Consider the following 26,675-nt stretch of genomic DNA (forward strand, 5'->3'; position numbering starts at 1 on the left):
CTGCAACTGGGCGGGCGCCATGGTCTGCCTGGCATGTGTGCGCCGGGTAACATCGGATTCGGTTTATGTAGCCGGGCACATCTGCCCGGACCGGGATCGGACTGTTAGAGTCCCTTCCCAGCCACGGATATCGGGCGCTCGCCCGGCACCCACCCCGAACCGCCAGGGATCACCGGCGGCCCGCCTCGCGCAGGAGGAAGAAGTTGCTGTCCGCCTTTCTCAGTGCGTTCCGTACGCCTGACCTGCGCAAGAAGCTGCTGTTCACAGTAGGCATCATTGCGGTCTACCGGCTTGGGGCAACGCTGCCCAGCCCGGGCGTCTCGTACGGCAACGTCCAGAAGTGCCTTGACACCCTGCAGGACGGCTCCACAGGGGTCCTGAACCTGCTCAACCTCTTCTCCGGCGGAGCGCTGCTGCAGCTCTCGGTCTTCGCGCTGGGCATCATGCCCTACATCACCGCGTCGATCATCCTGCAGCTGCTGACCGTGGTGATTCCCCGGCTGGAGCAGCTCCGCAAGGAGGGCCAGTCCGGCCAGGCGAAGATCACCCAGTACACCCGCTACCTGACCCTGGGCCTGGGTGTCCTCCAGGCGTCGGCGTTCGTGGCGCTGGCCCGCTCCGGGCAGCTCTTCAACAACCAGTGCGACCAGTTCCCGATCATCCCCGTGGGGACCGGGATCCCGGACTGGATGACGCTGTCCCTCCTCGTCATGACGATGACCGCCGGCACGGGTGTGGTGATGTGGCTCGGCGAGCTGATCACCGACCGGGGCGTCGGCAACGGCATGTCGGTCCTGATCTTCACCTCGATCGCCGCCCGGCTCCCCAGCGAGGGCTGGCAGATCAAGCAGACCGGTGGCTGGGGCAAGTTCCTGCTCGTCATCGCGCTGGTCCTGGTGGTCATCACTGCGGTCACCTTCATCGAGCAGGCGCAGCGCCGGATCCCGGTGCAGTACGCCAAGCGCATGATCGGCCGGCGGATGTACGGCGGCACCTCGACCTACATCCCGCTGAAGGTCAACCAGGCGGGTGTCATCCCGGTCATCTTCGGCTCGTCGCTGCTCTACCTGCCCCAGTTGGCGCTGCAGTTCTTCGACCAGAACGACCCGGGCAAGACCCAGGCGTGGATCCAGAACAACCTGGTCGACCCGACCAGCCCGATCTACATCGTGGTCTACTTCCTGCTGATCATCTTCTTCACGTACTTCTACGTCTCGATCACGTTCAACCCGACCGAGGTCGCGGACAACATGAAGAAGTACGGCGGCTTCGTGCCGGGCATCCGCCCCGGCAAGCCGACCGCCGACTACCTCGACTTCATCCTCAGCCGGATCACCCTGCCGGGCGCCCTCTACCTGGGCATCATCTCGATCCTGCCGAACTTCTTCTTCATCTGGCTGGACAAGCAGCAGTACCTGAACTTCCCGTTCGGCGGCACCGCTGTCCTGATCATGGTTGGCGTCGGTCTGGAGACCACCAAGCAGATCGAAAGCCAACTGATGCAGCGGAACTACGAAGGGTTCCTGCGGTAGATGAGACTCGTTCTGGTTGGCCCGCCGGGCGCGGGCAAGGGCACGCAGGCCGAGTTCATCGCCGCGCACCTCTCGGTCCCGAAGATCTCGACCGGCGACATCTTCCGGTCGAACGTCTCGCAGGGCACCCCGCTGGGCGTCGAGGCGAAGCGCTACATGGACGCCGGTGAGCTGGTGCCCGACGAGGTCACCATCAACATGGTGCGGGACCGGCTCGCCGAGCCGGACGCCTCCGAGGGCTTCCTGCTCGACGGCTTCCCACGCACCACGCCGCAGGCCGCCGCGCTCGACAAGCTCCTGGCCGACCTGGGCACCGCGCTGGACCTGGTGCTTGAGTTGGTCGTCGACGACGACGAGGTGATCCGGCGGCTCTCCGGTCGGCGTACCTGCCGGGGCTGCGGCAAGATCTGGCACGTCGAGTTCGACGCCACCTCCCGCGAGGGCATCTGCGACCGGTGCGGCGCCGAACTGTTCCAGCGCGACGACGACAAGCCGGAGACCATCGCCACCCGCCTGCGGGAGTACGCGGACAAAACCGCGCCGCTGGTCGACTACTACGGCGCCCAGGGCAAGCTGGTGGGCATCGACGCCACCGGCCCGGTGGAGGACGTCACCGTCCGCGCCATCGACGCCCTGCGGTCGTACGGCGGCTGACGTCCCGCCGGGTTCCCGGCGGATAGAGTGCGAAGAGCGGGGTACGTCCGACGTGCCCTGCTCTTCGGCTTCGGCAACGAAAGGTATCGGCTCCATGCGTCGTCCCCAGCTGGACATCCAGCTGAAGACCCCTGACCAGATCGAGAAGATGCGGGCCGCCGGGCTGGTGGTCGCCGAGGCGCTGCGTCGGATGCGGGAGGCGGTAGCCCCCGGGGTCAGCACCGCCGACCTGGACGCCATCGCCGAGTCGACCATCCGCGAGGCCGGCGCGGCCCCCTCCTTCAAGGGCTACCACGGCTTTCCCGCGTCGATCTGCTCGTCCGTCAACGAGCAGGTCGTGCACGCCATCCCGTCGGCACAGCAGGTGCTCCGCGACGGCGACATGATCTCCATCGACTGCGGTGCGGTGCTGGACGGCTGGCACGGCGACGCCGCCATCACGGTCGCCGTGGGCGAGGTCGACGCGGCGCTGCTGAAGATGGCCGCGGTGGCCGAGGAAGCCATGTGGGCGGGTATCGCCGCGGCGGCCCGGGGCGGGGCGAGCGGCAAGGGCCGGCTCACCGACATCTCGCACGCGGTGGAGGACACGGTCCGCAAGGGCGGCCGGTACGGCATCGTCGACGGCTACGGCGGGCACGGCATCGGCACCGAGATGCACCAGGATCCGCACGTGCTCAACCACGGACGGCCGGGCAAGGGTCCCCGCCTGGTGCCGGGCATGGCGCTGGCGATCGAGCCGATGATCACGGCGGGCTCGCCCCGCACGGTCGAGCTTTCCGACGGCTGGACCGTGGTCACCCGGGACCGGTCGATGGCGGTGCACGTCGAGCACACGATGGCGTTGCTCCCGGACGGCGTCTGGGTGCTGACCGCGCCGGACGGCGGCCGGGCCCGACTCGGCGAGCTGGTCACCTCCCGCCAGTCGGCGGACTCGTCGGCCCGCTGAGCACTTGACCGCCGACCCCCTGGACCGCCGCTTCCCGGCCCGCTGAGCACTTGACCGCCGACCCCCTGGACCGCCGCTTCCCGGCCCGCTGAGCCTGGCCGCCGACGTCCGGACCGCCGACGCCCTGGGTGCCGGTTCCCGGCAAGCTGTGGCCCTGGCTGCCGGCCCCTGAGGCACCCGGCTCCTGGCGCGCTGTGACCCTGGCGGCCGACCCTGGAATGCCGGTCCTCCTACCCGTTGAGTTCCCGAACTCCGGCCCCCCGAGGCCCGGATTTCGACGCCCCCCGACGCCGCCTCGCCGACGGCCCGCACCTCGGCCGTGGGCCGCCCGTTACCTTTTTGATTGTCCCCAGCCGCCGGTCTGTCGAGGTCGACCAACCGCCGCTCACCTTTGTCGCAGTCCACCTCGCCGCCCGGTTCTCAGGTTGATCAAGAGGTTTGCGTCAGGATTCGGGGCTGGCCGGGACGCAAACCTCTTGATCAACGCCAGCGGGCGGGGGAGGGGGCGGCCCGGAGGGCGGGGGCCTTGGGCGGGTGCCGGTCCGGCGGGGCGGGGCGGACGCGAAAGGCCGGTGTTGGTGGGGTGGTGGCATGCTTACGGGCATGGAGGGACGCGACGGGATGCGGGCCGCCGACGCGGACCGTCAGGCGGTGGCGGAACGGCTGCGGGTGGCCGTTGACGAGGGCCGGCTGGACCTGCACGAATACGACGAACGGTTGCAGCGGGTGTACGCCTCGCGTACGTACGGCGAGTTGGACGCGCTGGTGACCGACCTGCCGGGGCCGGCCGCCCCGGCGGTTTCGGAGCTCGCCAAGCCGGCGGGCGTCGTCCCGCCGCCGTCGGAGCTCGCCCAGTCGGCGAACTCGTCGGCGACCGCCCGGTGGTTGGCCGAAGTCTGGCTTCCGTACCTGCGGGCGGTCGCGATCGTGGTGACCATCTGGGCGGTGACCTCCGTGCTCGCCACGGATCTGCTCTACTTCTGGCCTGCCTGGGTGGCCGGGCCGTGGGGCGCGGTACTTCTGGTGCGTACGGCCGCCGGGCTCACCGGCGGGGAGCCGCGACGGTGGGCGGTGAAGCAGGACCGGCGGCGTGAGCGCCGACTGGCGAAGCGGGCGCGGAAGCGGGAACTGGCCGCCGCCGACGACGAGAAGCGCCAGCGGCGGGCCCTGCCGGCCACGGAGGAGCGCCGGCCCCGGGACTGGGAGCTGGCCGCCGGTGAGCAGCAGGCGCGGGAACGGGAGCCGGTTGCCGCTGACGTGGACCGGCAGGAGCGGGAGTCGGTTGCCGCTGACGTGGACCGGACCCCGGAGCGGGAGTTGGCGGCTGGGGTGGAGCATCGGACCCCGGAGCGGGAGCTGCCGGCCGCCGAGCGGGAACACCGGCGCGGCGGGGCCGACGCCGAGGTCTGATTGGCCCGTTCTGTCCGATCCGCCGCGCGGATTCGTGGCCGGTTTGGCGGCGGCCCGCAGGCGGGCGTACACTTTCAGATCGGCGCACAGCGTCCACTCCGGCATGCCCGCCCTGCGCTTCGGTGGGAGTCGGAGCCGCGGCTGGCGCGGGCAAGCTGATCTTGATCGGCGGCCCGTGTAAGACGTTGTGAGCCGTCCGGAGTAACCGACGTCAGGACAGCGGAGTACATGCCGAAAAAAGACGGAGCCATCGAGATCGAGGGTCGGGTCATCGAGCCCCTGCCGAACGCCATGTTCCGGGTGGAGCTCGCGAACGGCCACAAGGTGCTGGCTCACATCAGCGGCAAGATGCGGCAGCACTACATCCGCATCCTGCCGGAGGACCGGGTCGTCGTCGAACTCTCGCCGTACGACCTGACCCGCGGGCGCATCGTCTACCGCTACAAGTAAGCCTGACGGCGGCCGGGACGTCCCCGTGTCCGTCTTCGACGTCCGGTGTCGCGCCTCGGCGCATCGTCGGGCCAGATGGGAAGTAAGGCAACCGTGAAGGTCAAGCCGAGCGTCAAGAGGATCTGCAACAAGTGCCGGGTCATCCGCCGGCACGGCCGGGTCATGGTCATCTGCACCGACCCGCGCCACAAGCAGCGCCAGGGCTGAACCCGTTCCGACCAGCCGTGTGACGACGGTCGGTCGAGACAGGTCCGGGCCGCAGATCCAGGCAACGAATCACATGCTCGTCCCAGCCACGAGTGGTGCGCGTCGCGTACCCCTGCGTGGTTGACCCCCGGTCGGAGGCCGGGGCCCGCTCGGGCAACGGCCGTTCCCGGTCGCCGGCGCACCACGCCGGAGGCGGAACGGTCGGTAGCGGGGTGGGACGGGTCCACACCTCCGCCACAACACCACGAGGAGTACGCCCGCACATGGCACGTCTAGCCGGCGTGGATCTCCCCCGCGAAAAGCGGATGGAGATCGCGCTCACCTACATCTTCGGCGTGGGTCGTACCCGCGCCCTGGAGACGCTCGCCGCCACCGGCATCTCGCCGGACAAGCGCGCTCGGGACCTCACGGATGAGGAGCTGGTCCAGCTCCGCAACCACATCGAGGGCAACTACAAGGTTGAAGGCGACCTGCGCCGCGAGGTCGCCGCTGACATCCGCCGCAAGGTCGAGATCGGCTGCTACGCCGGCATCCGGCACCGCCGGGGTCTGCCCGTGCGTGGACAGCGGACCAAGACCAACGCACGGACCCGCAAGGGCCCGAAGCGGACCGTCGCCGGCAAGAAGAAGCCCGGCAAGAAGTAGTTCTTAACCGGATGACGGGCGCGGCCTCCGCCGAAGTAGGCCAGGCCGCAACCTGTTCCGGAAAGTCAACTAGGAGCGCACAGACTTATGCCACCGAAGGCTCGTGCCGGAGCCGCCGTCAAGAAGGTCCGGCGCAAGGAACGCAAGAACGTCGCCCACGGGCAGGCGCACATCAAGAGCACCTTCAACAACACCATCGTGTCCATCACGGACCCGACCGGTGCGGTCATCTCCTGGGCCTCCGCCGGCCAGGTCGGTTTCAAGGGCTCGCGCAAGTCGACCCCGTTCGCCGCACAGCTGGCCGCCGAGGCCGCCGCGCGTCGGGCGATGGAGCACGGCATGCGCAAGGTCGACGTGTTCGTCAAGGGCCCCGGCTCCGGCCGGGAGACCGCGATCCGTTCGCTGCAGGCCGTCGGGCTGGAGGTCGGCCAGATCGCCGACGTCACCCCGCAGCCGCACAACGGATGCCGTCCGCCGAAGCGTCGCCGGGTCTGAGAGGTAGAGAGAGATGGCTCGTTACACCGGTGCTGACTGCCGCCGTTGCCGGCGGGAGAAGATGAAGCTGTTCCTCAAGGGCAGCAAGTGCGATGGCCCGAAGTGCCCGTTCGAGTCCCGGCCGTTCCCGCCCGGACAGCACGGCCGCGGCCGCACCAAGGAGACGGAGTACCTGCTCCAGCTCCGCGAGAAGCAGAAGGCCCGTCGCGTCTACGGCGTGCTGGAGAAGCAGTTCCGCGGCTACTACGAGGAGGCCGTGGGCAAGCAGGCCAAGACCGGTGAGGTCCTCCTGCAGATCCTCGAGTCGCGGCTGGACAACGTCGTTTACCGGGCCGGCTACGCGCACTCGCGTGACATGGCCCGCCAGCTGGTCAAGCACGGCCACTTCATGGTGAATGGCAAGAAGGTCGACATCCCGTCGTACCGCGTCAAGGAGCACGACATCGTCGAGGTGCGGGGGAAGAGCAAGGAGCTGACCCCGTTCATCGTCGCGCAGGCTCAGGCTGGTTCGCGGACGGTGCCGGCCTGGCTCGAGGCCATCCCCAGCCAGATGAAGATCCTGGTGCACTCGCTCCCGGCCCGGCAGGTCATCGACACGCAGGTCCAGGAACAGCTGATCGTCGAGCTCTACTCCAAGTAGTCGGAGCTCGTTGCGGTGGCCCGCCCTTCCGGGGCGGGCCACCGGAACAGTTTGTCGTGGGCGTCATATAGCGGGCGCCCCGGAAGAGAAGAGAAGACATGCTCATCAGCCAGCGACCGACTCTCTCCGAGGAGTCGATCAACGAGACCCGGTCCCGGTTCACCATCGAGCCGCTGGAGCCGGGCTTCGGCTACACCCTGGGCAACTCGCTGCGGCGTACGCTGCTGTCGTCGATCCCGGGTGCGGCGGTCACCTCGATCAAGATCGACGGCGTGCTGCACGAGTTCACCACGATCCCCGGTGTCAAGGAGGACGTGGTCGAGCTCGTCATGAACATCAAGGAGCTCTGCGTCAGCTCCGAGCACGACGAGCCGGTCAGCATGTACCTGCGCAAGCAGGGCCCGGGCGACGTGACGGCGGGCGACATCCAGCCGCCGGCCGGCGTCTCGGTGCACAACCCGGACCTGAAGCTCGCCACTCTCAACGGCAAGGGCCGGCTCGACATGGAGCTGACCGTCGAGCGGGGTCGCGGCTACGTCACGGCGGCGCAGAACAAGCAGGCCGGTGCCGAGATCGGCCGGATCCCGGTCGACTCGATCTACTCGCCGGTGCTGAAGGTGACGTACCGCGTCGAGGCGACCCGGGTCGAGCAGCGGACCGACTTCGACCGGCTGATCATCGACGTCGAGACCAAGCCGTCGATGGGCCCGCGTACCGCGCTGGCCTCCGCCGGCTCGACGCTGGTGGAGCTGTTCGGTCTGGCCCGGGAGCTGGACGAGACCGCCGAGGGCATCGACATCGGGCCGTCCCCGCAGGACGCCCAGCTCGCGGCGGACCTGGCGCTGCCGATCGAGGAGCTGGACCTGACCGTCCGCTCCTACAACTGCCTCAAGCGCGAGGGCATCAACTCCGTTGGTGAGCTCATCGGGCGTACCGAGGCCGACCTCCTCGACATCCGCAACTTCGGTCAGAAGTCGATCGACGAGGTCAAGATGAAGCTCGCCGGGATGGGTCTGGGGCTGAAGGACTCGGCCCCGAACTTCGATCCGGCGCACGTCGTGGACACGTTCGGCGAGGCCGACTACGACACCGACGACTATCGCGAGACCGAGCAGCTCTAGTCCGCGCTGCCGCCACACCTGAGGAGCACCAAGCATGCCCACGCCCACCAAGGGCCCCCGCCTCGGCGGCAGCCCCTCCCACGAGCGGCTGATGCTGGCCAACCTGGCCACCGCGCTGTTCCAGCACGGCAAGATCCAGACCACCGAGACGAAGGCCCGGCGGCTGCGTCCGCTGGCCGAGCAGCTCATCACCAAGGCCAAGCGCGGCGACCTGGCGTCCCGCCGGCGGGTGCTCGGCGTCGTCAAGGACAAGGACGTGGTCTACTCCCTGTTCGACCAGATCGCGCCCCGGTACGCCAACCGCAACGGTGGCTACACCCGGATCGTGAAGACCGGTCCGCGCAAGGGTGACAACGCGCCGATGGCGATCATCGAGCTGGTCGAGGAGCTTCAGGTCGCCGAGCCGAAGGCGAACAAGAAGACCGCCGCCCGCAAGGCCGCGCAGCAGGACAAGGTCGAGGCGCTCGCCCCGGCCGAGGAGGCCCCGAAGTCGGACTCGGGCGACCAGGACTCCGAGCCGCCCGCGTCGGCGTCCGGCGACACCGCCGCCGCCCGCGAGGACAGCGACGAGGCCGGCGAGAACGACAAGGCCGGCGAGAACGACAAGGCCTGATCCAGGCCACCGTCGGGCCCGGCACCCCTCGTGGGGTGCCGGGCCCGACCCCGTGAGGCGGAGGTACGAGTGGACGAGCGCACCCGGCTGCGGCTGGACGTCGCGTACGACGGGTCGAACTTCTCCGGCTGGGCCGCCCAGCCGACCCGGCGCACGGTGGCCGGGGTGCTCGTGGAGAACCTCGACCTGGTCCTCGGCGCGGGCACGGCGACGGGGCTGACCGTGGCGGGCCGCACCGACGCCGGGGTGCACGCCACCGGGCAGGTCTGCCACGTCGACCTGCCGACCGCCGTGTGGCGGGAGCACGAGGGGCGGCTGCTGCGCCGGCTGGCCCGGCTGCTCCCCACCGATGTCCGGGTGCGGGCGATGGCCGAGGTGCCGGCGGACTTCGACGCCCGGTTCTCGGCCACCTTCCGCCGCTACGAGTACCAGGTCACCGACGCGCGCTGGGGCGCCGAACCGCTGCGTCGGCACGAGATCCTGGCCTGGCCGAAGCCGCTGGACCTGGCCGCGTTGAACGCCGCCGCGGCGGGGCTGGTGGGGGAGCACGACTTCGCCGCGTACTGCCGGCGCAAGGAGAACGCCACCACCCTGCGCGAGGTGACCCGGCTGGACTGGCGGCGGGACCCGGACGGGATCCTCGTGGCCACCGTGCAGGCCGACGCGTTCTGCCAGGCGATGGTGCGCAGCCTGGTCGGCGCGATGCTGGTCGCCGGGGACGGGCGCAGGCCGGTCGAGTGGCCGGGCAGCCTGCTGGCCGGCCGGGAGCGTTCCAGTGAGGTCACCGTGGCACCGGCGCACGGGCTCACCCTGGTCGCCGTCGGCTACCCGGAAGATCCGGCCGAGTACGCCCGCCGAGCCGAGGCCACCCGCCGGCTGCGCGTACCCGTGGAGGGCTGACCGGGCTTGCTTCTGGCCGCCGGCTGCCGGATCCTCGGGCCGGGCTCTCGCTCGCCAGAGCATCGTCGACGTCAAGGAGTGGACGCCGTGCAGGAACCTCGCCGTGGCCGGGACCTCGGCATCGTCGTCGGGACGATGCCCACGGGACCTTTGAACGCCGTCACCGACGTGTCCGGCGTACGGGTCGGCCACACCACGCTGGTCTACGGTGACAGCATCCGCAGCGGGGTGACGGCGATCGTCCCGGAGCAGTTGACCGACCGCCGGTCGCTGCCGGCGGGGCTGTTCGTGGGCAACGGGCACGGCAAGATGGTCGGTTCGACCCAGGTGACCGAGTTGGGGGAGATCGAGACTCCCGTGGTGCTGACCGCGACGCTGTCGACGTTCCGGGCCGCGGACGCGCTCGTCACGTACATGCTCCGGCAGCCGGGCCGGGAGGCGGCCGAGTCGCTGAACCCGGTGGTGGCGGAGACCAACGACGGGTTCCTGTCCGACATCCGGGCGCGGCCGGTGCGGGCGGAGCACGTCCTCGGCGCGCTGGAGGAGGCTCGCGGCGGACTGCCCGCGGAGGGCGCCGTCGGGGCCGGTACCGGCACGACGGCCCTCGGTTTCAAGGCCGGTATCGGGACGTCCTCGCGGCTCGCCACGACATCCAGCGGCCCGGTCACCGTCGGTGTGCTGGTGCAGGCCAACTTCTCGGGCGTGCTACAGGTGTCGGGAGTGCCGGTCCGGCCCGAGCAGGTGGGCGTGCCGACCCTCTCGTTTCCGGATCGGCCGGAGCAGCCGGGAAACTCCTGCGTCATCGTGGTCGCCACGGACGGCCGTCTCGACGCGCGGCAGTTGGGCCGGGTCGCCCGCCGGGCCATCTTCGCGATGGCGCGGGTCGGTTCGGACTTCGCCGGCGGCAGCGGCGACTACGCCCTGGCGTTCTCCACGGCCGACCCGGCGACACCGACGGCGCCGGAGTCCGACCTGGAGCCGATCTTCGCGGCGGTGCTGGAGGCCGTGGAGGAGGCACTGCTGAACTCGCTGTTCATGGCGCGCACCACCGTCGGCGTCAAGGGCCGCGTCAAGTACGCGGTCCCGCACGACCGGATGCTCGACCTGCTGCGGGAGCACCGGGTCGAACTCCGGACCTGAGAGGTCGTCGACGATACACGCGACGGGTGCGCGGTCGTGGCCCGCGCACCCGTTCCCCGTCGTGATCCGGTCACTCGCCCCCGCCCTGCGTGCCGGTCTCACCCGGACCCTCGTCGGTCGGCTGGCCGGCCGTCCCGCCGTCCGCCCGGCGTTCCAGCACCCCCCGGTTGAGGTGTAGCTCGATCATGTCGAAGAGGATCTCGCGGGCCTTCGTGTCGCCGGACCTGATCGCCTCGCCGTCGTTGCGGGCGACCACCGCGTACGCGAGGTAGTGGCCCCGCACCTGCCAGCCGACGCGGGCCGGCGCGGTGGCGATGGCGGCGCTGTCCTCGTCGGCCGCCATGCCCCGAAACCGGCCCTCCCGCTCGTCGAGTAGCAGCCGGATCCGGTCCCGGGCGCGTTCGGCGTTGGCCCGGTCGGTCAGGTTGAACAACCCGGTGGTGACGAGGTGGGCGCCGTCGGATGTCCGCAGCGTGGCGCGGACCACCTGGGTACAGCCGAGGCGGACCAGCAGGTCGGCGACCTCACCGGTGGCCGCCACCGCACAGCTTGCGCTGGACTGGGTCTTCAGCACCCGGTAGGCGGGCTCCCCGTCGGTGACGACGAGTTGCTTGCCGGGGAAGAGTTCCTTGGCGGTCAGCGGCGCCTGGTCGGTGTCCCGGGAGTCGAGGGGCTGCGCCTCGACCTCGGCGGACTCGCCAACCTGGGGTTGGGTGGTGGGGGTTGCCTGTGGGGTCCTGTTGCGCTCGGCCAGCAGGGCGGCGGCCCCGAGGCCGCAGAGCGCGAGCAGCACGAGCACGGCCGCGCCGCCGACCACGACCTGCCAGAGCCGACCGCCCCCGCCCCGCTGCGCCCGCCCGCCCGACAGCGGCTCGGCCGGCGACAGCAGCTCGGCCGACGGCGGTGCCGGCTGGGCCGGCGACTGTGGCTCGGCTTGCGACTGCGCCTCGGTCGGGGGTGGCGGTGGCGGCTGGGCCTCGGCTTGCGAGGGCGGCTGGACCGGGGGCGGCGGTGGCGGCTGGGCCGGCGGTGGCGGTTGGGCTGGCGACTGCGCCTCGGCGGGCGGCCGCAGGTGGGCGGACGGCGGTGGCGGCACCTGTGCCGCGGCGCGGACCGGCTCCGGGGCGGCGGAGGGAAGCACGACCCGGTTGGCCCGGGGCAGCGACGGCGTCGGGAAGCGGGACGGGGAGGGGCCGGCCGGGGGAGGCGGACCGGCACCGAGCACCGACCGGTCGGACCCGGTTTCCGGGTCCATGAATGCGTCCTCATCGGACTCGTACCGATACACCATGCCGCCCAGAGTAGGAGGCGTTGTCCCTTTAGGTGTGAATAATGGGAAATTGCGCGCGGGATGGTTTCGTGTCGTGCTGAGCGCGCCGCACCTCCGCACCGCCGCACCTCCGCACCGCCGCACCGCCGCGCCGGGGCCCGCCACACCGTCGGGTCCAGCTCGTGCCGCCGTCGTGCCGGACACGCGCGGCTGCCGTGCCGGGCGCGTGCCGCCGTGCCGGGCGGCGGTGCGAGAATTGCCGGCGTGACCGGGGACCACTACTTCACCGCCGAGCCTTCGACCGCCGCCAAGCCGCGCGAGGTCGAGTTCTCCGTCGCCGGCCGCGACTACACCCTGGCCTCCTCCGCCGGCGTCTTCTCCGCCGCCCGCCTCGACGCCGGCAGTGCGGTGCTGCTGCGCAAGGCCGAACTGCCGGCCGCCGGGACCACCGGCGCCCTGCTCGACCTCGGCTGCGGCTTCGGGCCGATCACCTGTGTGCTCGCCACCTCGGCGCCCGCGGCGACCGTGTGGGCCGTCGACGTCAACGAACGGGCCCGGGAACTCACCGCGGCCAACGCGGCGCGGGTCGACGCGGCCGACCGGGTGCGGGTCGCCGCGCCGGACGACGTACCCGCCGACCTGACCTTCGCCCAGATCTGGTCCAACCCGCCGATCCGGGTCGGCAAGGACGAGCTGCACCAACTCCTGCTGCGGTGGCTGCCCCGGCTCGCCCCGGACGGTGTTGCCTGGCTGGTGGTGGCCCGCTACCTCGGTGGAGACTCGTTGCAGCGCTGGCTGGTCGAGTTGGGCTGGCAGGTGGACCGGCACGCCAGCCAGAAGGGCTACCGGGTGCTGCGGGTCACCCGGTAAATGATTGGGCCGCCCGGCCCGCGCTCGGGCAGGATGCCGACGTGGGATACGTGGACGTGGCAGCGGTCGGATACATCCTCCCCGACGGCCGGGAGCTCTTCTCCGACGTGTCGTTCCGGGTCGGGGAGGGCGCCAAGGTGGCCCTGGTCGGGCCGAACGGCGCGGGCAAGACGACGCTGCTGCGGATGGTCGCCGGCGACCTGCCGGTGAAGACCGGCGCGCTCGCGCGGGCCGGCGGGCTGGGCGTGATGCGCCAGTTCATCGGAATGATCGGCGACGAATCCACGCTGGCCGACCTGGCGCTGTCGCTGGCCCCGCCGGCGCTGCGCGACGCCGGCCGCCGGCTGGTCGAGACCGAGGGGGCGATGCGTGCCGCCGAGGTCCGCGGCAAGTACAGCACCGCCGCCGGCAAGGCCCAGCTGGCGTACGCGGACGCGCTCGCGGCCTGGGGCGAGGTCGGCGGGTACGACGTCGAGGTGCTCTTCGACACCGTCGCCACCATCGTGCTCGGCCTGCCCTGGGAGAGCGCCAGGGAACGGCCCGTCCGGACGCTCTCCGGCGGCCAGCAGAAGCGCTTCGCCCTCGAACTGCTGCTGCGCGGCCCCGACGAGGTGCTGCTCCTCGACGAGCCGGACAACTTCCTCGACGTGCCCGGCAAACGCTGGCTGGAGGGGCGGCTGCGCGAGTCGACCAAGTCGGTGCTCTACGTCTCACACGACCGGGAGTTACTCGCCCGCACCGCCGACCGGGTGGTCGCCGTGGAGGGCGGCAGCGCCTGGGTCCACCCGGGCGGCTTCGCGAGCTGGCACGAGGCGCGGGTGGCCCGGCACGCCCGCCTCGACGAGCTGCGCAAACGGTGGGACGAGGAGCACCAGAAGCTGCGCGAGCTGATGCTGATGTACAAGCAGAAGGCCGCGTACAACTCGGACATGGCGTCCCGGTACCAGTCGGCGCAGACCAGGCTGCGTAAGTTCGAGGAGGTCGGGCCGCCGCCCGTACCGCCGAAGGACCAGGACATCCGGATGCGGCTGACCGGCGGGCGGACCGGCAAGCGCGCGGTGGTCTGCGAGCAGCTGGAGCTCGACGGCCTGACCTTCCCGTTCGACCTGGAGATCTGGTACGGCGACCGGGTCGCGGTGCTCGGCGCCAACGGCACGGGCAAGTCGCACTTCCTGCGACTGCTCGCCCGGGGCGGCACCGACCCCGACCCGGCCAACGGCCCGGTCGACGGCGCCGCCGCGCTTGCGCCGGTGGTGCACGACGGGGTGGCCCGGCTCGGCGCGCGGGTGCGCCCCGGACACTTCTCGCAGACCCACGACCGGCCGGAGCTGATGGCGAAGACCCTCGTCGAGGCCCTCTGGCGGGGCGACGAGCACCGGGCCGGCATGGACCGACACGCCGCGATGGCGGCGCTGAGCCGGTACGAGCTGGCAGGGCAGGGCGACCAGCGCTTCGGCACCCTCTCCGGCGGGCAGCAGGCGCGGTTCCTGGTGCTGCTGCTGGAACTGTCCGGCGCGACGCTGCTGCTGCTCGACGAGCCCACCGACAACCTCGACCTGGCCTCCGCGGAGGCGCTGGAGGCCGGGCTGACCGCGTTCGAGGGGACCGTGGTGGCGGTGACCCACGACCGCTGGTTCACCCGCTCCTTCGACCGGTTCGTGCTCTTCCGGGGCGACAACGAGGTGGTGGAGACCCCCGAGCCGGTCTGGGACGTGGGGTGATCCCCGCCGACCTGGCCGACCGCCTCTGCGCTGTCGGCGGGGTCGTCGCCGTCGCGCTCGGCGGCAGCCGGGCCCGGGGCGAGCACCGGCCCGACTCCGACTGGGACCTCGGCCTCTACTACCGGGGCGAGCTGGACGTGCCGGGGCTGCGCGCCGTCGCCGCGGCGGTCGCCGACGGGGAGGTCGAGTTGACCCCGCCCGGCGGCTGGGGGCCCTGGGTCGACGGCGGCGGATGGCTGCGCGTCGGCGGGGCGGCGGTCGACTGGATCTACCGTGACCTCGACCGGGTGCACCGGATCTGGGCCGACTGCCGGGCCGGCCGGTACGAGGTCGGCGTGCAGGCCGGGCACCCGCTCGGCTTCTACTCGTCCGCCTACGTCGGCGAGGTGGCGCTCTGCCGCGTGCTCGGCGACCCGAGCGGTGAGCTGACCGCGCTGCGGGAGGAGACCCGCGCGTACCCGCCGGCCCTGGCCGAGGCCCTGACGGCCGGCGGGTGGGAGGCCCGGTTCCTGCTCGACGGCGCGGCCAAGGCCGTCGTGGCCGGCGACAGCGGGTACGTTGCCGGCTGCCTGTTCCGGGTGGTCGGCGTACTCGCCCAGGTGCTGCACGCCCGGGCCGGGCGGTGGCTGGTCAACGAGAAGGGCATGATCGCCTCCGCCGGGCGGCTGCCGGGCGCGCCGCCCGACTTCGCCCGGCGGGCGCAGGCGTTGCTCGGCGCGGTCGGGAACACGCCGGAGGAGTTGGCCGACACGCTCACCGCCGCCCGTCGGCTCGTCGCCGACGTGCCCGGCTGACGGGTGCCCGGCTGACGGGTGCTCGGCTCACGGTGCCCGACTGACGGGGTGCGCGGCGGGAGCCGGGGCGGGCGCCGGCCGGGCGGCATAGGGTGGATCTCGTGACTCAAATGACCTATCGCCGGTTGGGCGACTCCGGGCTTGTGGTGTCCGTGGTCGGCATTGGCTGCAACAACTTCGGCCGAAAGCTCGACCTCGACGGCACCCGGGCGGTGGTCGACGCCGCGCTGGACGCCGGGATCAACTTCTTCGACACCGCCGACATCTATGGCGAGCCGCAGGGCGGCTCCGAGGAACTGCTGGGCCAGGCGCTCAAGGGCCGGCGCGACGACGTGGTGGTGACCACCAAGTTCGGCATGGACATGCACGGCATGAACGGCCCCGACTTCGGTGCCCGGGGCGCGCGCCGCTACATCGCCCGGGCGGTCGAGGCGTCGCTGCGCCGGCTCGGCACCGACCACATCGACCTGTATCAGATGCACGAGCCCGACCCGGGCACCCCGATCGACGAGACGCTCGCCGCACTCGACGATCTCGTCCGCGCCGGCAAGGTGCGCTACCTGGGCAACTCCAACTTCGCCGGCTGGCAGATCGCCGACGCGGACTGGGTGGCCTCGTCGAACGGCCGGTCCCGGTTCATCAGCGCGCAGAACCACTACAACCTGCTGGAGCGCGGCGTCGAGGCCGAGGTGGTGCTGGCGTGCGAGCGGTTCGGCCTCGGGTTGCTGCCGTTCTTCCCGCTGGCCAACGGGCTGCTCACCGGCAAGTACAAGCGGGCCGAGGCCCCGCCGGCCGGCAGCCGCCTCGCCGGCGGCGGTCGGTACGCCCAGCGACTCGCCGCCGCCGACTGGGACACCATCGAGGCGATCGAGGCGTACGCCGCCGAGCGCGGGCTGTCGATGCTCCAGGTGGCGATCGGCGGACTGGCCGCCCAACCGGCGGTGACCTCGGTGATCGCCGGCGCCACCACGCCCGAGCAGGTGCGCTCCAACGCACGGGCGGGCACCTGGCAGCCCACCGACGAGGACCTGGACGCCCTGCGCGCCATCCTCTGAGCCACGTCGACGCCCGGCCATCCGCGCCCGGCCATCCGCGCCCGGCCATCCGCGCCCGGCCATCCGCGCCCGGCCATCCGCGCCCGGCCATCCGCGCCCGGCCATCCGCGCCCGGCCATCCGCGCCCGGCCGTCCCCGCCCGCCCGCGCCCGCCCGCCCGCGCCCGCCCAGCCCCTGGCCGGGCCGGGCGGGGCTGCCCGTCCTGCCGTGCGTCTTGGCGGCGATGGGTGGAACACCACGTACCTCTCCGACCTCGGGAGACAGACCTGGTGTTCCACCCGTCGCCGTCGCTCGTGCACAGGAGGGCGCTCGGCGGGCGTGTGGCGGTCGGGGGTGGGTGACCCTGCCGGAGCGGAGGCTCGGCGGGGGCGGGGTGGGGGTGCGGCGGGGGTGCGGCGGGGCGGGATGTCAGGGCTGTCACCTTGGGTCAGTGAGAGCCCTGAGGTTCCGCTCGTCGGCGCGTTCGCGGAGGGCGGCGGTGACGAGGCGTACCGTGCGGTCCCGGTGCCGGAGCACGTCGTCGGCGGTGAAACGGAGGACGATCCAGCCGGCCGCGCGGAGCGCGTTCAGCCGGGCGACGTCCTGTCGGAAGTGGGCGCGTTCCCGGTGGTGGTCGCCGTCGTACTCGACCGCGACGCGCAGGACCGGCCACGCCAGGTCGACCCGGCCGACGAACCGTCCCCGGGCGTCGAGCACATCGTGCTGCGGCGTGGGCGGGGGCAGCCCGGCGTCGAGCAGGAGCAGCCGCAACCGGGTCTCCATCGGAGACTCACTCAGGGGCTCGGCCAGCGCGAGCACCTCCCGCAGCAGCGGCAGCCCGGGCCAACGACGACGAGCATCGGCGTACGCCCGCAGGGCCGGCAGCCTGACGATCCGGCGGTGCAGCAGCGCGTCGACGGCCACCAGAGCCTCGGCGCGCGGCGCCTGTCGCCCGAGGTCGAACGCCGTCCGCAGTGGCGTGGTGACCGGTAGGCCGGCGAAGCCGGTCAGATCGCCTTCTGGTAGGTGCGAGCGGGTGACGGAGAGCCGCGGGTGCGGGCGCAGCCTCGCCGCGCGAGGAAGAAGGACACTGACTGCCGCGTCGCGGGCCAGCAGGTCAACGCCCCACAGGTAGGCGGCACTCGGTCCGGCGATCGCGGCACCGGGGGGCAGGAGCAGGGCCACCGCATCGCACCAGAGTCGATGGTCCGGTGCGAGCAGCGCGTCCTGGTGCACGTACACGTCGGGCAGCAGGCGTTGCCAGGCCGAACCGCGCAGCATGGCGCGGGTCAGGATGCCGTCCGCGATCGCGGCGCTGGCCCGGAACGGCACGAAGGCCAGGCGGGGCGGTACCCGGGCGGCGAAGGGCATCCGGACAGCATGGGGGGACGGGAGGCACACCCGCCGCCCCGACCGTCGAGATCGGGCGGACGGTGTGAAATCCGTGTCCGGGCCCTTGGCGGATCGGGCGGACGGTGTGAAATCCGCGTCCCGACCTTGGCGGATCCGGCGATCCGTCGTACGGTGAAACCCGCAAGTGACCCACGGGAGCCCGGTACACCGGGCTGAGAGGGGGGCTTTGAGCCCCCGACCGTCGAACCTGATCCGGGTAATGCCGGCGCAGGGAGGAGTGTTGCCGTGCCGTCCCTCGGGCGACTGCATCTGATCACCGACACCCGACCCGGGCGGGATCCGCTCACCGTGCTGCGGGCCGCCCTTGCGGTGGCCCGCGCGGAACTGGTCGTGCAGGTCCGGGTGACCGACGACGCCACCGACCGGGAGGCGTACGACCTGGCCCGCCGGGTCGTGGCGCTCTGCGCCCGGTACGACGCCACCTGCCTGGTGAACGACCGGCTGCACGTGGCGTTGGCGGTGGGTGCCGCCGGTGGGCACGTCGGTGCGGACGACCTGCCGGTCGGGGCCGCCCGCCGGGTGCTCGGCGCGACCGCCGTACTCGGCGCCACCGCCCGCGATCCGGGGACGGCCGTCGAGGCGGTCGCCGCCGGGGCCAGCTATCTGGGTGTGGGCCCATGCCACGCCACCAGCACCAAGACGGGACTGCCGGCGCCGATCGGCCCGGCCGGGGTACGCGCCGTCGCCGACGCCGTGGACGTGCCGGTCGTCGCGATCGGCGGGGTGACCGCCGCGAAGGTGCCCGCGCTGGTGGCCGCCGGGGCGTACGGGGTGGCGGTGGTGGGGGCGGTCTCCGGGGCGGCCGATCCGGCCCGGGCGACGGCGGAACTGCTGGGAGCGCTGGGGTGCTGAGCCGACCGGACGTCGCCGTGGTGGGGGCGGGACCGGTCGGGCTGGCGATCGCCTGGCGCTGCGCGACGCGCGGACTGCGGGTCGTCGTGCACGACCCGGCTCCGGGTTCCGGCGCGTCCCACGTTGCCGCCGGGATGCTCGCCCCGGTCGCCGAGGCGTACTTCGGTGAGCACGAGCTGACCGGGCTGCTGACCGCCTCCGCCGCCCGCTGGCCGGCCTTCGCCGCCGAGCTGACCGCCGCCACGGGCGTGGACGTCGGCTACCGGACCGAGGGCACCCTGATGGTCGGGCTCACCACCGACGACCTGGCCGAGGCGCGCCGGCTGTGGGCGTACCAGCAGCGGATCGGACTGCCGGTGACGCCGCTGCGCCCGTCGGCGCTGCGGGACCGCGAGCCGGCGCTGGCCCCCCGGGTGCGCGGTGGCGCGCTCGCCGCCACCGATCACCAGGTCGACCCGCGGCGGCTGGTGCCGGCGCTGCGCACGGCCGCCGAACGGGCCGGCGCCACGCTGGTGCCCGCCGCCGTGCGCCGGCTGTCCGACGTGGAGGCCGGGGTCACGGTGGTCGCGGCCGGCTGCGGCGCGGCAGCCCTGACCGGGCTGCCGGTGCGGCCCGTGAAGGGGCAGTTGGTCCGGCTCCGCGCGCCCGGCGGCGGTGCGCCGGGCTTCCGGCACGTCATCCGGGGGTACGCCGACGGCGAGCACGTCTACCTCGTGCCCCGCTCCGACGGGGAGGTGGTGGTGGGCGCGACCGTCGAGGAGCGCACCGACACCGACGTCTCCGCCGGGGCGGTGCTGCGCCTGCTCCGCGCCGCCGTCGACCTGCTGCCCGAGTTGGCCGAGTACGACCTCGTCGAGGCCCTCGCCGGCCTGCGCCCCGGCACCCCCGACAACGCCCCGATCCTCGGCCCGCTGCCCGGCCGGCCCGGCGTGCTCGCCGCGACCGGGCACCACCGGCACGGCATCGTGCTCACCCCGGTCACCGCCGACCTGATCGCCGACCTGATCAGCACGGGCACGGCGGACCCCCTGCTCGCCCCCTTCACCCCGGCCCGTTTCACCCCGGCCACCGCCGCCCGGTCCGGTTCCGGACCGTCCGTACCCGAGGAGGAGCACACGTGGAACTGACGGTGAACGGCGCCGGGCGCAGCCTGCCCGGCGGTTCGACCGTGACGGACCTGGTTCGCGCGGTCACCGACCAGCGGCGTGGCCTCGCCGTCGCGGTCAACGGCGAGGTGGTGCCGCGTACCGGCTGGCCGGCGACCGTGCTGCGGGACGGCGACCGGGTCGAGGTGCTCAGTGCCGCCCAGGGCGGGTGACGCGGTGAGCCTCGACCTGGGTGGCGTGAGCTTCACGTCCCGGCTGGTCCTCGGCACCGGCGGCGCGACGAACCTGCGGGTGCTGGAGGACGCGATCCGGGCCTCCGGGACCGAGCTGGTCACCCTGGCACTGCGCCGGATCGACACCGCCCCCGGCACCGCCGGCGGGCTGCTGGACCTGCTGGACCGCTGCGGCGTGAGGCTGCTGCCGAACACCGCCGGCTGTTACACGGCGGGCGAGGCGGTCAAGGTGGCGCAGCTGGCCCGGGAGGCGTTCGGCACCGACTGGGTGAAGCTGGAGGTGATCGGCGACGAGCGCACGCTGCTGCCCGACGGGGTGGAGTTGCTGCGCGCCGCCGAGGAACTCGTCGGCGACGGGTTCGTGGTGCTGCCGTACACGTCGGACGACCCTGTCCTGGCCCGCCGGCTGGCCGACGTCGGCTGCGCCGCGGTGATGCCGGCCGGGGCGCCGATCGGCTCCGGCCTGGGCGTGTCGAACCCGCACCACATCCGGCTGATCCGGCAGGGCGTCGACGTGCCGGTGATCCTGGACGCCGGCATCGGCACCGCCTCGGATGCCGCGTTGGCCATGGAGCTGGGCTGCGACGCGGTGCTGCTGGCCAGCGCGGTCACCCGCGCCGCCGACCCGGTGGCGATGGCCACCGCGATGCGGTACGCGGTCGAGGCGGGTCGGCTCGCGTACGGGGCGGGTCGAATCGCCCGACGCTTCCACGCCCTCCCCTCCACCCCCGACGAGGGAAGACCCGACCTGTGACCCCCACCCTCCCCTTCTCCCCGTCCCCGTCCCCGTCCCCGTCCCCGTCCCCGTCCCCGGTCCCGGTGGATCTTGGTAGGAAAGGGCCCCCGGAGGGGCCGGATCTCACCAAGATCTCGCGTGGGCCGGTCGGCGTCGTGCTGTTGACCGACCGGTGGCAGGCGCGGCGGTCGTTGGGTGACGTCGTCGCCGGGGCCGTCGCCGGGGGAGTGCGGTGGGTGGTGCTGCGGGAGCGGGACCTGCCCCGGGCCGAGCGCGCCGCCCTCGCCGCAGACCTGCGTGCGATCCTCGCCGAGGCGGGCGGCACCCTGATCGTCGCCGGCCCCGACCCGCTCGGCGGCGACGCCGTCCACCTGCCGTCGGCCGGCCCGTATCCGCCGCCGCGCCTCGCCCTGGTCGGCCGCTCCTGCCACGACCGGGCCGAACTGGCCAGGCTCACCACGGAGGACTACGCCACCCTCTCGCCCGTCTACCCGACCAGCACCAAACCCGGCTACGGCCCGCCGCTGCGCCCGGACGGGCTGAGTGAGCTGATCCGGCACAGTCCGGTGCCGGTCCTCGCGCTCGGCGGAGTGGAGAGCCCGGACCAGGTGGGTGCCTGCGTCGAGGCGGGAGCCGTCGGCGTGGCGGTGCTCGGCGCGATCATGCGCGCCGCCGACCCGACCGAGGTCGCCGCCACGCTCACCGCCAGCTTCCGGCCGGCGGTCTCCCCGAAGCCGCGCAGCCCGCACGAACACGCGGAGGTCTCCGGGACGGGGCTGCGGCCGACCGTGCCCACGGAGGGACCAAGCCTGACCGCCCGGAGTGGGCACGGTCGGCCGCAGCCCCCGACGCCGATCAGGGAGAACGCACGGTGACGCCGAGAACAGTCCTCACCATCGCCGGATCGGACTCCGGCGCGGGAGCTGGCATCCAGGCCGACCTGAAGGTCTTCGCGGCCCTCGGCGCGTACGGCACCAGCGTGATCACCGCGGTGACCGCGCAGAACACCAGAGGCGTCGACGCCGTGCTGCCGCTGCCGCCCGGCACCGTCACCGAGCAGCTCGACAGCGTGCTCGTCGACTTCACCGTCCGCGCCGTCAAGACGGGCGTGCTCGGCACCCCGGCGGTCGCCGACGCGGTGGCCGCCGTGGCGAAGGACGGCCGACTGCCGCACCTCGTCGTCGACCCGGTGCTCGTCGCCACCAGCGGGCATCGGCTGGGCGTGGTCGCCGCCGTCGAGCGGCTGCTGCCGTACGCCAGGGTGGCGACGCCGAACTGCGCGGAGGCCGCGGCCATCACCGGACGCCCGGTGACCACGGTCGAGGAGATGGTGGCCGCCGCCGAGGCGCTGGCGGCCGGCGGGCCGGAGCACGTGGTGGTGACCGGCGGCGACGTGGACGCGGACGGCGAGGCGGTCGACGTGCTGCACGGCGGCGGCGTCACCACCCTGCTCCGCGCACCCCGGGTCGACACCCGGCACAACCACGGCACCGGGTGCTCGTTCTCGGCGGCGGTCGCCGTCCGGCTGGCGTTCGGCGACCCCGTGCCGACGGCGGTCGCCGCCGCCAAGGAGTACGTCCTCCGTGCGCTGACCGGGGCACGGGACTGGGAGCTGGGCGCCGGACGCGGTCCGCTGGACCACTTCGGCTGGTCCGCCTGATCATCAGGGAGGCTGTCATGCAGGCACGTCGCAAGGTGTACGTGGAAGGGTCCCGGCCGGACGTCCGGGTGCCGTTCGCCGAGGTGGAGCTGACCGGTGACAATCCGCCGCTCCGGCTCTACGACACCTCCGGACCCGGCTCCGATCCGGAGGTCGGGCTGCCAGCACTGCGTGGACCGTGGATCGCCCAGCGTGGCGACGTCGTCCCGGCCCGGGGCGCGGGCACCCCGCTCGTGGGCGTGGACGGGAAACGTCCCACCCAGCTCGCGTACGCGCGGGCCGGCGTCGTCACGCCGGAAATGGAGTTCGTGGCGATCCGGGAGGGGATGGCGCCGGAGTTCGTCCGGGACGAGATCGCCGCCGGGCGGGCCGTGCTGCCGCTCAACGTCAACCATCCGGAGTGCGAGCCGGCGATCATCGGCAGGGCGTTCCTGGTGAAGGTGAACGCCAACATCGGCACCTCGGCGGTCACCTCGTCGGTCGCCGAGGAGGTGGAGAAGCTGACCTGGGCCACCCGGTGGGGCGCGGACACCGTGATGGACCTGTCGACCGGCAGGCGGATCCACGAGACCCGCGAGGCGATCGTGCGGAACTCGCCGGTGCCGATCGGCACCGTGCCGATCTACCAGGCGCTGGAGAAGGTCGGCGGTGACCCGGTGAAGCTGAGCTGGGAGGTGTTCCGGGAGACCGTCGTCGAGCAGGCCGAGCAGGGCGTCGACTACATGACGGTGCACGCCGGGGTGCTGCTGCCGTACGTGCCGCTGGCCGTGGACCGGGTCACCGGGATCGTGTCGCGGGGCGGTTCGATCATGGCGGCCTGGTGCCTGGCGCACCACGAGGAGAACTTCCTCTACACGAACTTCGCCGAGCTGTGCTCGCTGCTCGCGCGGTACGACGTGACGTTCTCGCTCGGCGACGGGCTGCGTCCCGGCTCGATCGCGGACGCCAACGATGAGGCGCAGTTCGCGGAGCTGCGTACTCTCGGCGAGCTGACGAAGGTCGCCTGGGAGCACGACGTCCAGGTGATGATCGAGGGCCCGGGGCACGTTCCCATGCACAAGATTAAGGAGAACGTGGACCTCCAGCAGGAGTGGTGCCACGAGGCGCCGTTCTACACCCTCGGCCCGTTGACCACGGACATCGCCCCCGCGTACGACCACATCACGTCGGCGATCGGCGCCGCGATGATCGGCATGTTCGGCACCGCGATGCTCTGCTACGTGACGCCGAAGGAACACCTGGGGCTGCCGGACCGCGACGACGTCAAGGCCGGCGTGATCGCGTACAAGATCGCGGCGCACGCGGCCGACCTGGCCAAGGGGCATCCGGGCGCGCAGGCGTGGGACGACGCGCTGTCCAGGGCGCGGTTCGAGTTCCGCTGGTCCGACCAGTTCAACCTCTCGTTGGACCCTGAGACCGCACGGTCGTACCACGACGCGACGCTGCCGGCGGAGCCGGCGAAGACCGCCCACTTCTGCTCGATGTGCGGGCCGAAGTTCTGCTCCATGAGGATCAGCCAGGAGCTGAAGGAGTACGCGGCCCGCGGCATGAAGGACAAGTCGGAGGAGTTCCTCTCCTCGGGCGGCCGGGTCTACCTGCCGCTCGCCTGAGCCGCGCGGCTGCCCACCCGGGCCGACGGGCACGCGGGCCGACGTCCGCTCAAACCCCGGTCGACGGTCGCCGGCCCCGGTCGGCCGGGGCTGGGCCGTCGTGTCCGGGGCGGTCAGTCGCGCTGGTGGCGGCCGGTGGAGCGCAACGACCGCCGGCCGCTCTCCTGCTCGGGCTCGTTGTCCGGGACCGGCTTGCTCAGGCCGCTCACCCAGTCCACGTATTCCTCGTCCTGCTCCGGCAGCGGCTCGGATTCCCGGTCGGCGGGGGCGTCCTCGGCCCGGGCCCGGTTGCGGCGGAACAGCCCCAGCCGGTTCCGGGCCCGTCCGGCGGGCTGCTCGGCCTCGGCGGGCGACGTCGGGCCGGCCGACGGCGCCTCCGCACCGGCGGACTGGGTGCCGTTCTCCGGCGTGGCCTCGACCGGCGTCGGGACGGGCCCGCCCTGTCGCGCGGTGGCGAGGGCCTCCCAGCTCGCGGCCCGGGCCAGGTCGGGCATCGGGGCCCGGTGGCGGGGCCGGGGCGCCGGCCCGGGCGCGGGATCTGTGGCTGGCTGAGCTGCCCTGGCGGCTGAGCCGTCCGGGACCTGGGGCGGAGCCGGCCACGCCGGGGCGGGCGGCCGGGCGGGCCGGGACGCGGCGTCGGAATCCGGCTCGACGGCCCGGCCGGGCGTCGGCTCGCCGGCGGCCTCGAAGTGCGGCACGGCGCGGCGGCCGTTGTGGTCCGACTCCGCCGCGCCGGAATCCGATCCGGCCGTGGCTCCGAACCCGGTCCCGGTCGGGCCGGTCGTGCTTGCTGTCGTCGTGCCGGTCCCGGTCCCGGTCGTGCCTGTCGCGGCGGTCGTCGTGCCGGCCTCGACAGTCGGCACGCCGGCCGGGGCTGCTGGCGTGGTCGCGCGGCGCGTCGCCGGGGATGCCTGGTCGACCGCTGTCGCTGCCGGCGCGGTCGTCCCGGTCGCGGGGGCGTCCACGGTGACGGGCATCGGGTCCGCTCCCTCCGGCGCCACGGTGACGGCGGGCTGGCGTGTCGACCGGGGCTTGCGGGGGCGGCGGGGCTTGGGCGTGCTCGGGACGGCCTGCTCTGCGGCCACGACCTCGGCCCGCTCTGCGGGCTTCGGCCCTTCGACCGCCTGCCCTGCCGGGGTCACCCCTTCGGCCGGCTGTCCGGCGGGCGCCGCCGCCTCGACCGGCTGTCCGGCGGGCGCCGCCGCCTCGACCGGCTGTCCGGCGGGCGCCGTTTCCCCGGCGAGCCGATCGACGGTTGTCGCCGCCTCGGCCGGTGGCGCCTCGGCGGCATCCCGGGCGGCCGGGCTGGTCGAGACGGCCGGGGCTGTCGGGATGCGGTCGTCGATGCTGTTTCGGGTGGCGGCGGGTTCCGGTTCGGCCGGGCCGCCGAGCGCGGGCGGGTTGTCGGAAACCCGGACCGGCGACCCGGTCGCCCACTGCGGATCCGCGTCCGTCCGGGCGTCGGCGGCGCGAGCCGGGGTGGTTCCGCCCGCAGCCGGCCAGTCCCAGTGCGGGGGGATGGCCTGGGGCGCCGAGCCGTCGTCGGTGGGGGCGGCGATCCCGTCGGAGCCCGCACCGCCGGCCTGGTCGGCGACGACCAGGCCGGCGCTGGCCAGGTCGACCGTCTCCGGCTCGTCGCCGCCGGTGGACGCCTGGCTCCGTGGCAGGGCGGGACCGGTGGGCAGCGGACGGAGAATGTCCGTCGGTGGGATTGCCCCGGTGGTGGCGGTGCGTGTGACGAGCGGCCAGCGCAGCAGTGCGGCTGCGGCCGACCCGAGCGCGCCGGCGGCCACCGCGAGCAGCGCCGCGTAGTACGGCGTGAGCTGGTAGCGGTCGGCCGTGTCGCCCGGGCCTGCGGTCAGGTAGGCGAACGCGACCAGGACCGGGCCTGCCACCCCTGTCGCGCCGCTGACCAGCGGCGGATGCCCGCGCCACCGGGCCAGGCCGCCCGTGGCCGCGCCGGTCAGCAGTGCCACCAGCGGCAGGACCACCAGGGCCAGCCGCTGCGCTGTCCCGGCGTCGAGCGACGCCGGCTCCAGCGCCCCGAGTCGTACGGTGTCCAGCGGCCCGGTCGAGACCAGCGACGGCGCCACCGAGACCAGGGCCAACAGCCAGACAGCGCCCGCGACCGCAGCCATGTTCCATCCCACCGGCGGCTGGAGCAGCACGGTGAGCGCGGCGCCCGCGCCAGCCAGCGCGCCGAGGACCGCGCAGATGCCGACGGCCCAGACCGGGTCCACCGAGACGAGGTCGGCGGCCCGGGCGGGCTGCATGCAGAGCGGCGCGACGACGGTGGCACCCAGCGCGGCGGCCCCGGCGACGGCGAGCCGGCGTCCGGTGCCGGCCAGCCCTCCGTCCCGACGGGCCAGGCGCTCGGTGAGCACCGCGCCCACCACGGCGGCGTTCGCCGCGAACCAGCCCGCCCAGACGAGCTGGGCCGGCCACTGGTTGACGGTGGTGCCGGTGAAGGTGCCGGTGAGCCGGACGATGCCGAAGCCGAAGGCGATGCCGAGCTGACCGGCACCGGCCAGCAGGCTCACCCCGAGCGCGGTGAGCAGCAGTCTGCCCCAGGTCCGAAAGGCCATGTCCGGCACGTTACGCACCTGTTGACCAGGCCGCCACCG

26 protein-coding genes, 1 pseudogene and 1 riboswitch are annotated in these 26,675 nt (G+C 73.1%); of the genes and pseudogenes, 24 read left to right on the forward strand and 3 right to left on the reverse strand.

The annotated features are described in order from the left end of the window. Positions 1 to 203: 203 nt before the first annotated feature. The 13 genes and pseudogenes from secY (at position 204) to GA0070608_RS13535 (ending at position 10,752) form a co-directional block, all read left to right on the forward strand. Entirely contained in the window at positions 204 to 1,532 is a 1,329-nt protein-coding gene (secY, locus tag GA0070608_RS13475; RefSeq protein WP_091627742.1) for a preprotein translocase subunit SecY, read from the forward strand. Beyond that, positions 1,533 to 2,186 carry an adenylate kinase gene (locus GA0070608_RS13480; protein ID WP_091627746.1) on the forward strand — a complete coding sequence of 218 codons (654 nt, stop codon included), beginning with the start codon at positions 1,533 to 1,535 and terminating at the stop codon, positions 2,184 to 2,186. Between the two features lie 94 nt (positions 2,187 to 2,280). Then, complete coding sequence (gene map, locus GA0070608_RS13485) at positions 2,281 to 3,132, forward strand: type I methionyl aminopeptidase (RefSeq protein ID WP_091627750.1); 852 nt, start codon at positions 2,281 to 2,283, stop codon at positions 3,130 to 3,132. Between the two features lie 603 nt (positions 3,133 to 3,735). Continuing rightward, a pseudogene (locus tag GA0070608_RS33415) lies at positions 3,736 to 4,234 on the forward strand (DUF1707 SHOCT-like domain-containing protein); the annotation flags it as partial. A 536-nt stretch (positions 4,235 to 4,770) separates the two neighbouring features. Beyond that, a complete protein-coding gene (infA, locus tag GA0070608_RS13495) occupies positions 4,771 to 4,992 on the forward strand; it encodes a translation initiation factor IF-1 (RefSeq protein ID WP_007073013.1) in 222 nt (73 codons plus the stop codon). A 93-nt stretch (positions 4,993 to 5,085) separates the two neighbouring features. Further along, positions 5,086 to 5,199, forward strand: coding sequence for a 50S ribosomal protein L36 (gene rpmJ / locus GA0070608_RS13500; protein ID WP_012184307.1), 114 nt, complete (start codon positions 5,086 to 5,088; stop codon positions 5,197 to 5,199). Positions 5,200 to 5,462: 263 nt separating this feature from the next. After that, positions 5,463 to 5,843 (forward strand): 30S ribosomal protein S13, encoded by a 381-nt coding sequence (gene rpsM / locus GA0070608_RS13505; RefSeq protein WP_089012515.1) that lies wholly within the window; start codon positions 5,463 to 5,465, stop codon positions 5,841 to 5,843. A gap of 87 nt (positions 5,844 to 5,930) precedes the next feature. Beyond that, a complete protein-coding gene (gene rpsK, locus GA0070608_RS13510; RefSeq protein ID WP_030329919.1) occupies positions 5,931 to 6,338 on the forward strand; it encodes a 30S ribosomal protein S11 in 408 nt (135 codons plus the stop codon). A gap of 13 nt (positions 6,339 to 6,351) precedes the next feature. After that, on the forward strand, positions 6,352 to 6,978 hold the full coding sequence (rpsD, locus tag GA0070608_RS13515; RefSeq protein ID WP_091627755.1) for a 30S ribosomal protein S4: 627 nt from the start codon (positions 6,352 to 6,354) through the stop codon (positions 6,976 to 6,978). Positions 6,979 to 7,076: 98 nt separating this feature from the next. Then, a complete protein-coding gene (locus GA0070608_RS13520) occupies positions 7,077 to 8,099 on the forward strand; it encodes a DNA-directed RNA polymerase subunit alpha (protein ID WP_091079335.1) in 1,023 nt (340 codons plus the stop codon). A gap of 34 nt (positions 8,100 to 8,133) precedes the next feature. Then, entirely contained in the window at positions 8,134 to 8,712 is a 579-nt protein-coding gene (gene rplQ, locus GA0070608_RS13525; RefSeq protein WP_091627758.1) for a 50S ribosomal protein L17, read from the forward strand. Between the two features lie 69 nt (positions 8,713 to 8,781). Continuing rightward, positions 8,782 to 9,612 carry a tRNA pseudouridine(38-40) synthase TruA gene (truA, locus tag GA0070608_RS13530; protein ID WP_091627760.1) on the forward strand — a complete coding sequence of 277 codons (831 nt, stop codon included), beginning with the start codon at positions 8,782 to 8,784 and terminating at the stop codon, positions 9,610 to 9,612. 87 nt (positions 9,613 to 9,699) lie between these two features. After that, positions 9,700 to 10,752 carry a P1 family peptidase gene (locus tag GA0070608_RS13535; protein ID WP_245715782.1) on the forward strand — a complete coding sequence of 351 codons (1,053 nt, stop codon included), beginning with the start codon at positions 9,700 to 9,702 and terminating at the stop codon, positions 10,750 to 10,752. A 70-nt stretch (positions 10,753 to 10,822) separates the two neighbouring features. On the opposite strand, the gene GA0070608_RS32010 is transcribed toward GA0070608_RS13535, so the two are convergent. Then, positions 10,823 to 12,043 carry a hypothetical protein gene (locus GA0070608_RS32010; protein WP_141719463.1) on the reverse strand — a complete coding sequence of 407 codons (1,221 nt, stop codon included), beginning with the start codon at positions 12,041 to 12,043 and terminating at the stop codon, positions 10,823 to 10,825. 243 nt (positions 12,044 to 12,286) lie between these two features. Here GA0070608_RS32010 and GA0070608_RS13550 point away from each other — a divergent pair, with 243 nt between their 5' ends. The 4 genes from GA0070608_RS13550 to GA0070608_RS13565 all read left to right on the forward strand — a co-directional run bounded on the left by GA0070608_RS13550 (position 12,287) and on the right by GA0070608_RS13565 (position 16,462). Next, positions 12,287 to 12,892 (forward strand): class I SAM-dependent methyltransferase, encoded by a 606-nt coding sequence (locus GA0070608_RS13550; protein WP_091627766.1) that lies wholly within the window; start codon positions 12,287 to 12,289, stop codon positions 12,890 to 12,892. A gap of 41 nt (positions 12,893 to 12,933) precedes the next feature. Further along, positions 12,934 to 14,613, forward strand: a complete 1,680-nt coding sequence (locus GA0070608_RS13555) for an ABC-F family ATP-binding cassette domain-containing protein (protein ID WP_091627769.1) — start codon at positions 12,934 to 12,936, stop codon at positions 14,611 to 14,613. Then, positions 14,610 to 15,407, forward strand: coding sequence for a nucleotidyltransferase domain-containing protein (locus GA0070608_RS13560; RefSeq protein ID WP_091627771.1), 798 nt, complete (start codon positions 14,610 to 14,612; stop codon positions 15,405 to 15,407). The genes GA0070608_RS13555 and GA0070608_RS13560 overlap by 4 nt, the downstream gene beginning before the upstream one ends. 92 nt (positions 15,408 to 15,499) lie before the next feature. Beyond that, positions 15,500 to 16,462, forward strand: a complete 963-nt coding sequence (locus GA0070608_RS13565; protein WP_176733718.1) for an aldo/keto reductase — start codon at positions 15,500 to 15,502, stop codon at positions 16,460 to 16,462. A gap of 417 nt (positions 16,463 to 16,879) precedes the next feature. Here the strand turns inward: GA0070608_RS13565 and GA0070608_RS13570 are convergent, their stop codons facing one another. Then, positions 16,880 to 17,812, reverse strand: a complete 933-nt coding sequence (locus GA0070608_RS13570; RefSeq protein WP_091627776.1) for a DUF559 domain-containing protein — start codon at positions 17,810 to 17,812, stop codon at positions 16,880 to 16,882. Between the two features lie 163 nt (positions 17,813 to 17,975). Further along, positions 17,976 to 18,085, forward strand: a riboswitch (TPP riboswitch). Here GA0070608_RS13570 and thiE point away from each other — a divergent pair. The 7 genes from thiE to thiC all read left to right on the forward strand — a co-directional run bounded on the left by thiE (position 18,080) and on the right by thiC (position 24,051). Beyond that, a complete protein-coding gene (gene thiE, locus GA0070608_RS13575) occupies positions 18,080 to 18,706 on the forward strand; it encodes a thiamine phosphate synthase (RefSeq protein WP_091627778.1) in 627 nt (208 codons plus the stop codon). (Overlaps the previous riboswitch by 6 nt.) Further along, positions 18,700 to 19,833 carry a glycine oxidase ThiO gene (thiO, locus tag GA0070608_RS13580; RefSeq protein WP_091627780.1) on the forward strand — a complete coding sequence of 378 codons (1,134 nt, stop codon included), beginning with the start codon at positions 18,700 to 18,702 and terminating at the stop codon, positions 19,831 to 19,833. The genes thiE and thiO overlap by 7 nt, the downstream gene beginning before the upstream one ends. Next, positions 19,824 to 20,024, forward strand: coding sequence for a sulfur carrier protein ThiS (thiS, locus tag GA0070608_RS13585; protein ID WP_091627782.1), 201 nt, complete (start codon positions 19,824 to 19,826; stop codon positions 20,022 to 20,024). Before thiO ends, thiS begins: the two co-directional genes overlap by 10 nt. A gap of 4 nt (positions 20,025 to 20,028) precedes the next feature. Further along, on the forward strand, positions 20,029 to 20,799 hold the full coding sequence (locus tag GA0070608_RS13590) for a thiazole synthase (protein WP_091635024.1): 771 nt from the start codon (positions 20,029 to 20,031) through the stop codon (positions 20,797 to 20,799). Between the two features lie 113 nt (positions 20,800 to 20,912). Next, positions 20,913 to 21,656, forward strand: a complete 744-nt coding sequence (locus GA0070608_RS13595; protein WP_091635028.1) for a thiamine phosphate synthase — start codon at positions 20,913 to 20,915, stop codon at positions 21,654 to 21,656. Beyond that, the gene (gene thiD, locus GA0070608_RS13600) at positions 21,653 to 22,441 is read left to right on the forward strand and encodes a bifunctional hydroxymethylpyrimidine kinase/phosphomethylpyrimidine kinase (protein WP_091627785.1); all 789 of its coding nucleotides are present in this window, start codon (positions 21,653 to 21,655) and stop codon (positions 22,439 to 22,441) included. Before GA0070608_RS13595 ends, thiD begins: the two co-directional genes overlap by 4 nt. A gap of 17 nt (positions 22,442 to 22,458) precedes the next feature. Further along, positions 22,459 to 24,051, forward strand: a complete 1,593-nt coding sequence (gene thiC / locus GA0070608_RS13605) for a phosphomethylpyrimidine synthase ThiC (protein ID WP_091627787.1) — start codon at positions 22,459 to 22,461, stop codon at positions 24,049 to 24,051. Between the two features lie 113 nt (positions 24,052 to 24,164). Here thiC and GA0070608_RS13610 read toward each other — a convergent pair whose 3' ends face one another. Then, a complete protein-coding gene (locus tag GA0070608_RS13610; protein WP_091635031.1) occupies positions 24,165 to 26,636 on the reverse strand; it encodes a hypothetical protein in 2,472 nt (823 codons plus the stop codon). Positions 26,637 to 26,675: the final 39 nt, after the last annotated feature.

It is taken from the genome of Micromonospora peucetia (assembly GCF_900091625.1).
Classification (GTDB): Bacteria; Actinomycetota; Actinomycetes; order Mycobacteriales; family Micromonosporaceae; genus Micromonospora; species Micromonospora peucetia.